The organism is Pseudoalteromonas sp. 0802, assembly GCF_013350085.1.
Taxonomy (GTDB): Bacteria; Pseudomonadota; Gammaproteobacteria; order Enterobacterales; family Alteromonadaceae; genus Pseudoalteromonas.
In genome coordinates, this window is record NZ_JABVXE010000009.1 from 36,881 (window position 1) to 49,614 (window position 12,734).

Here is a 12,734-nt window from a genome sequence, read left to right on the forward strand (position 1 = left end):
ATTGACCTAGGGTGATTTACTCGCGCGTTGATAATCTCTGATGAATTGAGGTTTTGATGTACTCATGCGTTTCCAAGTTAGTGTTTGACCCAACACTAACTTGGCTTATGTGATGGTAACGAATGGTAAGTAACACAGATAAGTTTCATTGCTGTGTTACGAAATACTTAAAGTGAAAATCGAGAAAAAATGAGTAGCCTCGTTGCGTCATGAGCAAGCCCTGATAAATCCTAGTATGGGATTTCAAGGCTTATCTATGATGACCTAACTAAACTTTACTTTTTTAAAGGCAACATACGTTTTAAAGTGTCATCAGCCAAAATGTAATGATGGAATAATGCAGCAGCGGCATGCAAGCCTATTAAGTAATAACCTACTTCACCCACAGTCTCGTGTATTTCTTTGATAGTTTTAGCAAGATCTTTATTTTCACTTGCTAATGGAGGTAGCTCTAAGCCAAAAAATGGCACGGGTTTACCAGCCATACTCAATATCAGCCAACCTGCAATTGGCATTGCAATCATGAAGGCATAGAGCGCTAGGTGCACAAGTTTGGCTAATGTATTTTGCCACTTTGCAGGCTCAGGTTTTATTGCAGGCGTTGAGCCTGCCAGCACACGTCCCACTAACCTTACAACTACTAGAGCTAAAACAGATAAACCCAACATAAAATGCCACATTTTAAAAGCATCTCGTGTTTCCGTGCCTTTATCAAATAACTCTCGCAATTCAATACTGCCAAAAACAGTGACGATTAGAATAAACATAAGCCAGTGCAATAATATCGAGAACGAACTGTAATGAGTCGTTGTATTTTTAATCTTCATAGTGCCCCTTTCGTAAAACGCGTTGAGATAAGTGCTAAATTTATACGTAATATAGACTCACAATTACGCTATCCTTTGAGCGCTCTTGCTGTAATGATCTAAAACAAAAAATGAGCTATCTTAAATTATCTTGTTTACTTATTAGCGAAACTTTACTGTACTTGTTTAAACTTAAAATAAACTTAAGTCATTTAATTATATAAGCTTACTACTCTTTATAGCCCTCAAGATCCACCTTGCATTATCGCAAGCAATACCCAGTTTATTGCCCCCAACTGAAATGCATATTTACAGACAACTCTCACCATCTACTTCTATTTGAGTTCGTAGACTTTGAAATAAAACTTTCTGAACATTACAGTGAAAATTAAAATCCGATTTTTTCGATTGCAACAATCTTTTTGTTCTATTTTAAAGATTGAAAATAATAAGCAATACTAAACTCATCAAATTATGAGAGTTAGGGTATTCAAAATGATTAAGACAGTTACTTTTGCAATGATGCACTTCGCAATCGCTTTTACAGTGACTTACTTTTTAACAGGTAGTTTTTTAATTGGTGGCTTGGTCGCTATTGTTGAGCCAGCTGTGAACACTGTTGCGTTTTACTTCCACGAAAAAGTGTGGCGTAAAGTTGAGAGTCAGAATAACTTTAAACAAGATTCAGATGGGATAATGTTTGCATAAGAATTAACTAGATTGAATTGGCTCACAAACCAACGAATATCCCCACCTTACACCTCGGACTGTAAATTAAGCTTTGCCACTAGAGCCGGTGGCAGAGATTCAGAGCAAAAAAGCTAAAGCTGTTTTTTAATTATTAGCCGAAATTAACGAGCCCTTTTAATACTTCTTGTAAAAGAGCTCAAAACTCCCTTCCCTAGATGCATGGCAATTAAAACTAAACAAAATAAACATATAACCTTGAATTAAATAAAAAAGAAAATTAATCCATTCTTTTTTCATTAAATATAACCCCCTAATAGCAAGGTCAAGCCCTTTTAATTTAGAGCTAATACTCAAATTAGGCTTGCAATTATCAGCTTTCAGCTTACACTTGTGCGCCAAGTGAGCGTACACTTGTAAGCTAAAGGCGAAAAATGAGAGCGTTATTAAATTCATTATCAAAACATTTATTGCATCATCAGTCATGGGCAGGATACTGGGAGCCGGTGGTTCAGTGCTTTAAACCAGGCTGGCGCGAAGGCTACTTTCGAGCACAAGTAAAACATGTACAGGTGTTTGCTGAACAAAGCATTGAGTTGATTATTGAGCCAGAAAAAGCATGGCCAGTTCATCAAGCAGGCCAGCACATTGCGTTAACAATCCAAACAAACGGACGATTGCTAACGCGTGTATTTACCATCGCAAGCGAACCACAATTGGCAAGGCAGCAGCGACAAATTCGTTTATTAATCCGCAGCCAAGAGAGCGGCGCATTTACGTCAAAGCTAATAAATTTGAGGCCAGGGCAATGGCTTAATATTTCTGAGCCTAAAGGCCAGTTTATTATGCCAAATACCGCGCGCTCTTTAATCATGCTTGCCGGTGGCTCAGGCATTACGCCATTTATAGCCATGCTTAAATCTTTACCTGCAGATAGCAAACACACTATAACCCTGCTTTACTATGCAAAGCCGAACAGCCACTGGCTTAAAGATGAGCTTGAGCAACTAAAGCAATCACTGAGCAATTTTGATTATCACTTACTTGAGCGCAACAAAGATGGCGATGCGACGACATGGCTGACAACAAATGCGCATAAACACTGGTTAGTGTGCGGCCCAGTTGCTTTGTATAAGCAAGCAGCCGCTTTAGCTAAGCAATTAAATACGCCTATCGACAGTGAGCATTTCAGTGCAGTCCCTGCTGTTTTAGCAACCTCTGATAAGCACGAATTAACACTCACTCATCAGGGCAAAACATTCACTATTGATAACCAACAAACCTTACTGACCCACTTACAAGCGAATAAGCAACCTGTAACAGTTGGCTGTGGTATGGGAATTTGCCATCAATGCCAATGCGTTAAAAAGCAAGGCATCGTACGTGATATTCGCACCGGTGAGCTCTCTGATAGCTCAGAGCAGTTAATTCAACTTTGTATATCGCAACCAGTCAGTGACGTGGAGTTATCAGCATGAACACAACAAAAACAGTCAATTTTGAAAAATTAGCAGCTCAACTCGATAGTGTTAAAGCAGATGTAAAATCAAAACTCGGTGAGCAAGACGCGAAATACATTCGCCGCGTTATTGTTTGCCAGCGAGTGTTTGAATGGAGTGGCCGAATTTTATTAATGCTAGGCTTTATTCAGCCTGTTTTATGGCTCGTGGGTGTGCTTAGTTTAGCCACAGCAAAAATCCTCGATAACATGGAAATTGGCCACAATGTGATGCATGGCCAATACGACTGGATGAATGATAAATACATCAATTCAAAGTCTTACGAGTGGGATATAGCGTGCGATGGGGCTAGTTGGAACCGCGTTCACAACTACGAGCACCACACCTATACCAATATTATTGGTAAAGATCGCGACTTCGGCTATGGATTACTGCGCTTATCGAATGACTTTCGTTGGCGAGTAAAAAACCTATGGCAATTTGTCACTTACCTATTGCTCAGTGTGCTGTTCCAATGGGGTGTGTCGTATCATGAAATGGCAGCCGAGCGAGTATTTTTTGGCAAGAAAAAAGATGACCGCGATTACAAAGTACCGCACAGCGAACTGAAAAAGCGCTTTTTTAGTAAAGGTGCGCGCCAGCTAGTGAAAGACTACCTGTTCTTTCCGTTGCTTGCTGGGCCTCTATTTTTGTGGGTTTTGGCGGGCAACCTTGCCGCTAATTTATTACGTAACCTATGGACCTCAACCATTATATTTTGCGGGCATTTTACCGGTGAAGTTGAAACATTTAACCAGCAAGACTGCGAAAATGAATCACAAGGCCAGTGGTATTACCGCCAAGCGTTGGGGTCATCAAATATCAAAGGGGGTAACCTGTTTCATGTAATGACTGGGCACTTGAGCTATCAAATAGAGCATCACTTATTCCCTGATTTACCCGCAAAACGTTACCGCGAAATTGCCCCTAAGGTGCAAGCTATCTTTAAAGAGCACGGTATTCACTACAATACCGGCGGCTTCTTTCGCCAGTACTTTTCTGTAGTAAAGCGAATTGTGCGCTACTCTTTTCCGTAATTGATAAACGCCAGTGCATAGCGCTGGCGTTAAATCTCATTCGATTCAGACCAAACCCGTAATTCATCGAGTATATGCAGTGCTGAGCGGCCAAAATCAGTAAGTTCATAGGTCACTGCTATCGGGCGCGTGCTAATAACATGACGGGTGATCATCGCTCTACTTTCAAGCTCTTTTAGACGCTGGTCTATCATCTTTTTGCTTGCACCACCCAGCATGCGCGTTAAATCATTAAAACGCACAGGGCCATCTTTTAAATGATAGATAATAGAGCCCGTCCATTTACCGCCAATCAAACGCATGCCTTTTTCAATAGCACACGGCTCCATGCAAGCATTTAAAACTTTTTTTCTACCCTTACTATCTGTTTCTACTGAACTTTCCAAAACATCCTCACATTTTTCAGACTAGTTACAAAAAGGTGACTGGTTGATTAAATAATCTAGGTTACTATTATACACCACAGAATGTATTTTGAACACGATAAAGTAATTAGCAAACGGATACTCAACTATGAAAAACGTATTAATTCTTAACGCACATCACTATTACCCTTTTTCTGAAGGTAAGTTAAATGCTGCTTTAATCGAAAAAGCCGACGCTTTTTTTCAAGCAAAAGGCTATCAAACTCGTGTGGTTAATACACAAGACGAATTTGATGTAGAAACTGAACTTGAGAACCATCAATGGGCAGATATCGTCTTTTTGCAATCACCAATTAACTGGATGGGCATGACTTGGTCATTCAAAAAATACATGGATGAAGTGTACACAGCAGGCATGGGTGGAGCGCTTTGCCATGGTGATGGTCGTCATCAAGACAATCCAAAAGCCAATTACGGTACAGGCGGCACCTTAAATAACACTCAATACATGATGTCGCTGACTTTAAATGCACCTGCAGAATCATTTGCAGATGCCACTGACTTTTTTGAAGGTAAAAGTGTTGATGACCTTGTTTTCCCAATGCATATGAACTTTAAGTTTTTCGGTATGCAAGGGTTACCTACTTTCGCCTGTTATGACGTGATGAAAAATGCAGACATCGACAGCGACTTTGCGCGCTTTGAAAAACACTTAAACGAGAACTTTTAAGGAACACTCATGAGTAACGAATCTGTTTATAGCAATAAACTTCATCCGGGCAGTGCATTTCCTAGTATTAGTGCTGCACTTTTGAGTGGTGAAGAGGCTGTTCTTGGTCAACCTCAACACGGTGCAAGCTGGCAGCTTGTTGTTGTTTATCGTGGTAAGCATTGCCCTTTATGTACTCGCTATTTAAACAGCCTAGAGCAGTACAAAGCTGCGCTATTAGAAACGGGTGTTGATGTAATTGCTGTTTCAGGCGATAGCAAAGAGCAGTTAGAAGCACATTTAGAGCAGTTATCTGTGTCATTTCCACTTGCTTACGGTTTGACTACAGAGCAAATGCAAGCATTAGGTACTTACATATCTGATCCCCGTTCACCGCAAGAAACAGATCACCCTTTCGCAGAGCCTGCTCTGTTTGTGGTTAACGAGCAAGGTAATGTACATGTGGTTGATTATTCTAATAACCCATTTGTAAGACCTGATTTAGCAACCTTGGTAAGTGGGCTTAACTGGATACGCGACCCAAAAAATAACTACCCAATTCGCGGTATGCATAAGTAGAGAGTAGCCATGAGCAAATTTACAACTTTGCTGATTGGTTTGGTGAGTATAATGATGTGCTCACCACATGCCTTTTCAGCACAACTCCCCCATGCACATATTGCTTCACCTAATCACTATGAAGTATTGCTAGATAATAGTGAAGTACTTGTTTTGCGTATGACTTTAGCACCAGGTGAGCAAGATAATTGGCACACGCATAATGCTGAAACTGTCTACTTTGAGACGGGTGGTAAGGCAACCATCAGTACAAAAGAGTCACAAACAACACTTGAGATCCCCAATGGCTATGTGATGTGGCATGACGCATGGACTCATCAAGTCAAAAATGAGGGTGAAACCACCATCACTGCAATTATTGTCGAAAGGAAATAGGTAGGATCAACTATGGCATTAGAAAACCACCCAATGTGGCGCTTACCTAAGCATCACCTAGATTTAAAAAGTTCACATGACCATGTTCATTGGGTTGAATTATTTTATGACCTTATCCATGTGGTAATCATTTTTTTGCTAGGTAATTTTTTAAGCGACCACTTACATTTAAGTGGTTTTCTTACTTTTGCAGGTTTGTTCATCACCGTATGGTTCGCGTGGGCTGACTCCAGCGTTTTTAACTCACTCTATGTCAGTACCGATGTAAAACATCGGCTGATCATGGCCTGCCAAATTGTCACCGCCATGGTTATGGCAGCCTCGATCCCTCATGTACTTGACAAAGGCTGGACATATTTTGCATTGGCCTATGCCGCAAACCGACTTATTACAGCGTATTTATTTCATCGCACCAATCAATTGGGGATCGAATCAACTAAATTAGCACGCAGTGTGAGCCGTAATTACTTTGCTCTTGCTATCATCTTTGCAACCGCAGCTTTTATGCCTGCACCCTATCGTTATTGGGTATTTGGCACTGCGATTGCCGCAATCCAAATTTTATACATGGCTCCAAAAATTGGTGTACTTGAAAATAAACGTTTTTTACCACGCCTTGGGCATATGTCTGAGCGCTTTGCCCTTTTGCTGCTCATTGTCGTAGGCGAAGGTTTCTTTAAATTGGTGATTACTTTATCTGAAAAAGGAATTTATAAAGTCGACCCCACTGTACTAGCAAACTTTATGTTTGGTGGTATTGCAGTATTTGTGCAATGCTGGATTTACTTTGATTTTGTTGGCAATGGTAAACCTAAGAATCAGCATAAATGGACACTCGTAAGTTGGTGGTTAGCTCACCTATTTTTAATGCTATGTGCAGTTATGGTTGGCGTTGCACTCGCCGGCGAAGTGAAAGCCGGGTTTTGGCAACCTTACCCACTTAAATATGGTGTCATTGGTTGTGTAGGGTTAGCAGGCTACTTATTGAGCTTATTGTGGATCCAGTTAATGATCGAACACCGTGTAGCCCATCGTTTTGCAACAGCTAAAGTAAGAATGTTTGGCGTTATACTCGCTTTAGTTACCATTCCCATTTTACCCCATGTGCCTTCGCTCATTGGCAACTTACTTTGGGGCACAGCACTGATTTCACAAATTGCCTACCCAGTCACTCGCGCATACTTTACCCTTTCAAAAGAAGAAGCTAATTCATAACGATTAAAACACCTTTGCAAAAACGACAAAGGTGTTTTGTTATCCCTGCTGTTTTTCGCAAAGACTTTCCTAGCAATAATATCGCTATTCAATCGCCCCTCTTTAGGGGTTGAAACAGGCGTCAACGGACTCATCTCAGAACTAAAGGCAATGAGAAATGCCGGTGTGAATCACATTGGCCTGCACTTTAGACGTAACGAATTACCCATCGAATGGGCATTAAAGCACATCGGCGAACATGTTTTGCCCAAGTTCCATAATTAAGGAGTTATGATGTCACAATCAATTATGCCAAAACTGGGTTTTGGTACATTTAGATTACAAGACGAAGTTGCATATCAAAGTGTGCTAACAGCTATTGAAGAGGGCTTTAGACACATCGACACCGCGCAAATTTACGGTAACGAAGAAGCTGTTGGCCGAGCGATTAAAGACAGTGGTGTTGCACGTGGTGAGTTATTTATTACCACCAAAGTATGGAATGATAAGTTAAATAAAACGGACTTTATTAACAGCGTAAAAGAAAGCCTGACTAAGCTCCAACTAGATTACATCGACTTACTGCTTATTCACTGGCCAAGCCCTGCCAATGGCGAAAGCATGGATGAGTATTTAACCGAGTTACAATCAGCAAAAGAGCTTGGTTTGACTAAAGAAATTGGTGTTTCAAACTTTACCATTGCACAAATGGAAGAAGCCTTAAGTATTTTGCCAAAAGGCGCGTTATTTACCAATCAAGTAGAAGTACATCCCTACCTAACCAACCAAAAGGTACGTGATTTTTGTACGCAAAACGACATTCTCGTTACCGGCTATATGCCATTTGCGGTAGGTAAAGTACTTAAAGATCCAACCATTAAAGCGATTGCAAACAAACACCAAGTAAGCACTGCTGAAGTGGTCATTGCTTGGGAGTTAGCTCATGACATGGTGACGATACCGTCATCGACCAAACGCGAAAATATGGCTACCAACTTAAAAGCCCTTTCGCTTAGCTTAAGCCAAGACGAGATTAATCAAATTGATGCCCTTAGCTGCGGCGACAGGCAAGCAAACCCGGATTTTGCTCCTGACTGGGATCATGATGAAGTAAAAACAACTTATGCTTGGCAATTTCAAGGGGCTGATAAAGCGCTCACTTTGGGATTAAAAGCTGTACCAGCACTTAAAGCAGGGCAAATTTTAGTTCGTAACCTTGCGATTGGTATCAATCCAGTTGATTGGAAGTTTATTCAAGCTGATCCTATTAATTGGCCAGATACACACACACCTGGCGTAGACGGTGCTGGGGTTGTTGAGCAGGTAGGCGATGGCGTAGATAGCAAACTAATTGGTAAAACAGTCGCTTATCATCATAGCTTAAGTGAAAACGGCAGCTTTGCTAAGCACTCGGTTCTTTATGCTGAACGTGTTATGCAGTTACCAAAAGAGTTAGCTGCTAATGTTGCTGCTGCATTGCCTTGCCCACTGCTTACTGCGTGGCAAGCCTTTAGCAAAATACCATTACGCAAAGGCGAAAAAGTATTAGTTACCGGCATGGGAGCTGTTAATAAACTGCTGACGCAAATGCTGAACCACAGTGGCTTTGAAGTTCATGCATTATCAAAAAGCTTAACGGCAGAGCAAGCAGAAAAGCTTGGCGTTAAGTTAGTATTACGCGACGCACCGTCTGAAGGTGGCTACTTTGCACTCTTTGATGCTAATGGCCCTGAAGAAGCTAAAAAGTTAGTGCCACTCCTACAAGCAAATGGTCATGTGATCAGTATTTTAGGGCGTATTGAAACCCCAGTCGATGAGCCATTCACACGCACTATTTCTTATCATGAAATTGCCCTTGGTGCATTACACGATTATGGTGATACACAGCAATGGCAACGTCTTGTAAGTGATGGCGAAAAGCTCCTTAATGACATTGCTTCGGGTACTTTAAATGTTGAAGAACCTACAGACTTTGAATTTAACAATCTCAACGATGCGCTTGAGTTTTCTAAAGTTCAAAAGCAAAAAGCCGTTGTAGTTGTTTAGTGATCATTTAAAAGGCCTCTTCTGAGGCCTTTTTTATTTTATGCGACTGTTTCGTTGGCTGTATTATTGATTACAGCTAGATGATAAATAATCACTAAGTTTGCAATAAACCACAGATCTTTAATCACAAATTGACCAAGTCCTGCTAAAACCGTCAAACTGCTAAGCGCATTCGGTGCGGTAATTAAAAATGTTTGCGTCATGATAAAAACAGCGCAACAGGCAAGCCCTGCCAATACTATTAACTTATTGTTTTTAATCAACAAGCCAACACAAAGCAACAGCACACTGACAATATCAAATACACCAATTACATTCGATGCACCCTGCACACTAAAAACCTGATATAACCACGACATAAACGGCGATGTTTCGACAAGTGTTACAATCCCCTTTGCTTCAAAAGCAAAAAACTTCATGGCGCCAATCCAAACCAGCACTAATGCCACCGATGCATAATTTAAAGCAATATGCGCTTTATCACTCAAAGCATCTTTGTAAAACACAAATAAAAACAGTGGAATAACAGCAAAATACTTAATGATCCCCTGCCCCGACCCAATTACAGGAAAGCCCCCTTCACTTGCAAGCCAACGATTAGCGCCAAACAGCGTAATCAAACAGAGCATTGATATAGCAATTGCAGTGATGGTCGGAAGCGCTCTATTAATAAACCCCAAATGTGAATGAAGGCAGGTAACGCCAACAAAGCAAAATGCAAAGCCTGCGATCATACTCATGATGTGAGCTGGCAACTGAGCGTCTAATTTATAGAACGAAAAAATACTGCCAATGGCATTGGGGTTTGCTCCCAAGATAAAAGACAAACCCAATAACGAAAAACTGATGGTGATAAGTGCAACCACTAAATTATTTGATGTACGTAAATTCATTTAAACCCCTCTCTACTGCTTGTTTAAAAGACCTCAGTTAGGGATAAAAACATTCACGCTGAATTAAAAAATAAGAAAAGTCTGAGTATTAGTTTATCTAGGTAACTGAAAAAAAACTAAAAACATCGCAGCTATTTGCCGTTATTCGCTGTTAATTAGGCAAAAATAAATCTCTCCCATTCAATATCAGCAATTTTGTTCAAGTTTTTAGGTTGCCTGCTTCGCTATATTGGCGTAGGAATAATAACGAAGCGCACAACCTTCAGGAGCATCTGTGAGCAAAGACAATCACTTTAAGTACATCAACAACGAACAGCATCAGAGCATCTCGATGTTGACTGCGACTATGAGTGATTTTACCTATGCAAAACATGCTCACGAAGAGTATTCAATTGGTATTACCCTACAGGGGCGGCAAGATTTCTTTTGTCGTAATGCGTTTTATAAAAGCGTACCTGGCAATGTCATTTTGTTTAATCCTGAAGATATTCACGATGGTCACTCTGGCACTGAGCAAAACCTAGAGTATCTAATGCTGTACATTCATCCCGATGAATTTCAGCCTTTGTTCAAAGCGCTTGGGTATAAGCAAGATTGCACATTACGTATGGCAAACACCTTGTATGCTGATCCATTACTGCGTAATCAAGTGATTAACTTATCGAGGCTTTTACAAACAGATTGCACGAGCAAAATAGAGCGAGAAGCTGCAGTATTGCAAATGGCACAGTCTTTAGTCAGGCTCAACGGCAGCCTTGATTTGCCAACTTTAAGCACTCGTGTTGATAGCTTACTACTGCGCGCAAAAGACTATATTTTGGCAAATATCGACAATGACATTGCTATTGATGACATTGCCCATGCTGCCACTATGTCGAAGTTTCATTTTATCCGCCGCTTTCGCGAGCACTTCGGTATTACTCCACATCAATATGTTTTGAACTGTCGTATTAATTATGCCCGTAGAGCGTTACAAGTTGGCCGCGATGCCACCAGCGTAGCAGTTGAATCTGGCTTTGCAGATGCCAGTCACCTCAATCGTAACTTCAAACGAGTATTCGGTATGACACCAAAACAATTTCAACTGCAATGGGCTCGTAGATAGAGCTAAATTACTGATTTGGAGCTGTTATGGCAGATATTTTTGCATATGCTATTGGCATTATGTACACCCCTGGGCCAATCAATTTACTTGGTTTAAGCAGTGGCTTAAATAAACAAACACGTTCACACCTTGGGTTTTTTATTGGCGTGGGTAGCGCGATGTTTATCTTATTTGTGCTGCTTGGCTACCTTGGCTTACAAGTGATCAACCCGCAGTTTTTGCCTTATGTGAGCTTAATTGGTTGCGGCTATATTTTGTATATTGCTTGGAAGGTCGCAAAAGCAAAAGTACAGGTAAATGATGCATCAGCTGATGCATCATTAAGCTTTTTCGATGGCCTGTTTATGCAGCTATTAAATCCAAAAGCCTTGGTGGCCACTTTGCCAATTGCTACGATTCAGTTCCCAAGTGCAGATATTACCGGCGCTGCAATCGTATTTTGGTCACTTATTTTAGCCATTCTTGCCTTTGGTGCTCCTACAAGTTACTCGTTAGCGGGCTTGGTGCTTGGCAAACAAGTATCACGGACGGGTGTTTTTAATGTGTTTAATAAATTGATGGCTGTTTTGTTGGTTTATGTCGCGCTAATGATTGCCTACGAGCATGTGCTAACCCCGTTAATGGCCTAAAATTGATCATCCCTCGCAAACAGGCATAATAGCGAGATTCAGCAAACGGTTATCACAAAATGATGCAAGGCAATCTATCTATCCGCTCATACAGTACTAAGCCTGTTAGTCATAGCCATGACTATCATCAACTAGTACTGCCCTTAAAAGGTGTGATTGCTATTAGTGTGGGTGATTTTCAAGGTAAAGTTGCCCCCGGTGAATGCGTGGTTGTCAAAGCCTCGCAATCACACCTGTTTACCGCAATGCCAGAAGCCCGATTTGTGGTGGCCGATATGCCAAAGCTACCAGATAACCTGGCCACTGCTGAGCGCTGCGTGTTTGCTATTAATCTATCACTTTGGGCATTTTTGCAGTTTGTGGCAAAGCAACTTGAGCAAGCGGTTAATCGTGAATTAGAACTTGCTATGTTTAACACCTTCAATTTGCTGTTAGCTGAGCAAATTATGCAGCCTAAGGTCGACAGCCGTATTAGCGAGGCCCTGCTTTATATTGACAGTCACTTAGGTACTCCTCTTCAAATCAAACACCTTGCCAGCATTGCCTGTTTAAGCCCAACGCAATTTAAGCTGCTGTTTAAGCAACAAACAGGATTGACTGTCATGAACTATGTAACCAAACAGCGAATGGAAAAAGCCCAAGCCTTGCTAAGTCATACCGACTACCCGTTGCAACGCATTAGTGAGTTAGTTGGTTACAATGAGCTTTCATCTTTTAGCCGCAGTTTTTCAAAGTACTTTGGCTTATCACCGAGTAAATTCAAAAAGTAACTTTAGTTTTTAACGCCAACAAAACCGTCCTTTTTGTCAA

The 12,734-nt window shown here is 41.0% G+C and carries 14 protein-coding genes and 1 pseudogene; 12 read left to right on the forward strand and 3 right to left on the reverse strand.

Annotated elements, in window-relative coordinates; all coding sequences use genetic code 11:
- Positions 1-275: 275 nt before the first annotated feature.
- On the reverse strand, positions 276-827 hold the full coding sequence (locus HUS61_RS14200; protein WP_175082872.1) for a cytochrome b: 552 nt from the start codon (positions 825-827) through the stop codon (positions 276-278).
- 474 nt (positions 828-1,301) lie between these two features.
- On the opposite strand from HUS61_RS14200, the gene HUS61_RS14205 reads away from it, so the two are divergent.
- The 3 genes from HUS61_RS14205 to HUS61_RS14215 all read left to right on the forward strand — a co-directional run bounded on the left by HUS61_RS14205 (position 1,302) and on the right by HUS61_RS14215 (position 4,029).
- Positions 1,302-1,514, forward strand: coding sequence for a DUF2061 domain-containing protein (locus HUS61_RS14205; protein WP_175078744.1), 213 nt, complete (start codon positions 1,302-1,304; stop codon positions 1,512-1,514).
- Positions 1,515-1,927: 413 nt separating this feature from the next.
- The gene (locus HUS61_RS14210; RefSeq protein ID WP_175082873.1) at positions 1,928-2,971 is read left to right on the forward strand and encodes a flavin reductase family protein; all 1,044 of its coding nucleotides are present in this window, start codon (positions 1,928-1,930) and stop codon (positions 2,969-2,971) included.
- Complete coding sequence (locus HUS61_RS14215) at positions 2,968-4,029, forward strand: acyl-CoA desaturase (RefSeq protein ID WP_175082874.1); 1,062 nt, start codon at positions 2,968-2,970, stop codon at positions 4,027-4,029. Before HUS61_RS14210 ends, HUS61_RS14215 begins: the two co-directional genes overlap by 4 nt.
- A 29-nt stretch (positions 4,030-4,058) precedes the next feature.
- Here HUS61_RS14215 and HUS61_RS14220 read toward each other — a convergent pair whose 3' ends face one another.
- Positions 4,059-4,415, reverse strand: coding sequence for a helix-turn-helix domain-containing protein (locus HUS61_RS14220; RefSeq protein ID WP_054553546.1), 357 nt, complete (start codon positions 4,413-4,415; stop codon positions 4,059-4,061).
- Between the two features lie 127 nt (positions 4,416-4,542).
- On the opposite strand from HUS61_RS14220, the gene HUS61_RS14225 reads away from it, so the two are divergent.
- The 6 genes and pseudogenes from HUS61_RS14225 to HUS61_RS21490 all read left to right on the forward strand — a co-directional run bounded on the left by HUS61_RS14225 (position 4,543) and on the right by HUS61_RS21490 (position 9,297).
- Complete coding sequence (locus HUS61_RS14225; RefSeq protein ID WP_175082875.1) at positions 4,543-5,124, forward strand: NAD(P)H-dependent oxidoreductase; 582 nt, start codon at positions 4,543-4,545, stop codon at positions 5,122-5,124.
- A 9-nt stretch (positions 5,125-5,133) separates the two neighbouring features.
- Entirely contained in the window at positions 5,134-5,682 is a 549-nt protein-coding gene (locus HUS61_RS14230; protein ID WP_175082876.1) for a redoxin domain-containing protein, read from the forward strand.
- A gap of 9 nt (positions 5,683-5,691) precedes the next feature.
- A complete protein-coding gene (locus HUS61_RS14235) occupies positions 5,692-6,057 on the forward strand; it encodes a hypothetical protein (RefSeq protein WP_234003601.1) in 366 nt (121 codons plus the stop codon).
- Between the two features lie 12 nt (positions 6,058-6,069).
- A complete protein-coding gene (locus HUS61_RS14240; protein ID WP_175082877.1) occupies positions 6,070-7,272 on the forward strand; it encodes a low temperature requirement protein A in 1,203 nt (400 codons plus the stop codon).
- 273 nt (positions 7,273-7,545) lie between these two features.
- A pseudogene (gene dkgB / locus HUS61_RS21685) lies at positions 7,546-8,352 on the forward strand (2,5-didehydrogluconate reductase DkgB); the annotation flags it as partial.
- Between the two features lie 60 nt (positions 8,353-8,412).
- Positions 8,413-9,297 (forward strand): alcohol dehydrogenase catalytic domain-containing protein, encoded by an 885-nt coding sequence (locus HUS61_RS21490; RefSeq protein ID WP_258536022.1) that lies wholly within the window; start codon positions 8,413-8,415, stop codon positions 9,295-9,297.
- A 38-nt stretch (positions 9,298-9,335) separates the two neighbouring features.
- On the opposite strand, the gene HUS61_RS14250 is transcribed toward HUS61_RS21490, so the two are convergent.
- Entirely contained in the window at positions 9,336-10,190 is an 855-nt protein-coding gene (locus HUS61_RS14250) for a DUF417 family protein (RefSeq protein WP_175082878.1), read from the reverse strand.
- Between the two features lie 274 nt (positions 10,191-10,464).
- Between HUS61_RS14250 and HUS61_RS14255 the strand changes: the two genes are divergently transcribed.
- The 3 genes from HUS61_RS14255 to HUS61_RS14265 are packed head-to-tail and all read left to right on the forward strand — an operon-like array spanning position 10,465 to position 12,694.
- On the forward strand, positions 10,465-11,295 hold the full coding sequence (locus HUS61_RS14255) for an AraC family transcriptional regulator (RefSeq protein WP_175082879.1): 831 nt from the start codon (positions 10,465-10,467) through the stop codon (positions 11,293-11,295).
- 26 nt (positions 11,296-11,321) lie between these two features.
- Positions 11,322-11,924, forward strand: a complete 603-nt coding sequence (locus tag HUS61_RS14260) for a LysE family translocator (RefSeq protein ID WP_175082880.1) — start codon at positions 11,322-11,324, stop codon at positions 11,922-11,924.
- Positions 11,925-11,983: 59 nt separating this feature from the next.
- Positions 11,984-12,694, forward strand: a complete 711-nt coding sequence (locus HUS61_RS14265; RefSeq protein WP_306464835.1) for an AraC family transcriptional regulator — start codon at positions 11,984-11,986, stop codon at positions 12,692-12,694.
- Positions 12,695-12,734 lie beyond the last annotated feature (40 nt).

Excerpts from the sequence above, each read along its gene's own strand:
- HUS61_RS14200 (WP_175082872.1), bottom strand. The coding sequence starts at position 827 with ATGAAGATTAAAAATACAACGACTCATTACAGTTCGTTCTCGATATTA.
- HUS61_RS14205 (WP_175078744.1), top strand. The coding sequence starts at position 1,302 with ATGATTAAGACAGTTACTTTTGCAATGATGCACTTCGCAATCGCTTTT.
- HUS61_RS14210 (WP_175082873.1), top strand. The coding sequence starts at position 1,928 with ATGAGAGCGTTATTAAATTCATTATCAAAACATTTATTGCATCATCAG.
- HUS61_RS14215 (WP_175082874.1), top strand. The coding sequence starts at position 2,968 with ATGAACACAACAAAAACAGTCAATTTTGAAAAATTAGCAGCTCAACTC.
- HUS61_RS14225 (WP_175082875.1), top strand. The coding sequence starts at position 4,543 with ATGAAAAACGTATTAATTCTTAACGCACATCACTATTACCCTTTTTCT.
- HUS61_RS14230 (WP_175082876.1), top strand. The coding sequence starts at position 5,134 with ATGAGTAACGAATCTGTTTATAGCAATAAACTTCATCCGGGCAGTGCA.
- HUS61_RS14235 (WP_234003601.1), top strand. The coding sequence starts at position 5,692 with ATGAGCAAATTTACAACTTTGCTGATTGGTTTGGTGAGTATAATGATG.
- HUS61_RS14240 (WP_175082877.1), top strand. The coding sequence starts at position 6,070 with ATGGCATTAGAAAACCACCCAATGTGGCGCTTACCTAAGCATCACCTA.
- HUS61_RS14250 (WP_175082878.1), bottom strand. The coding sequence starts at position 10,190 with ATGAATTTACGTACATCAAATAATTTAGTGGTTGCACTTATCACCATC.
- HUS61_RS14260 (WP_175082880.1), top strand. The coding sequence starts at position 11,322 with ATGGCAGATATTTTTGCATATGCTATTGGCATTATGTACACCCCTGGG.
- HUS61_RS14265 (WP_306464835.1), top strand. The coding sequence starts at position 11,984 with ATGATGCAAGGCAATCTATCTATCCGCTCATACAGTACTAAGCCTGTT.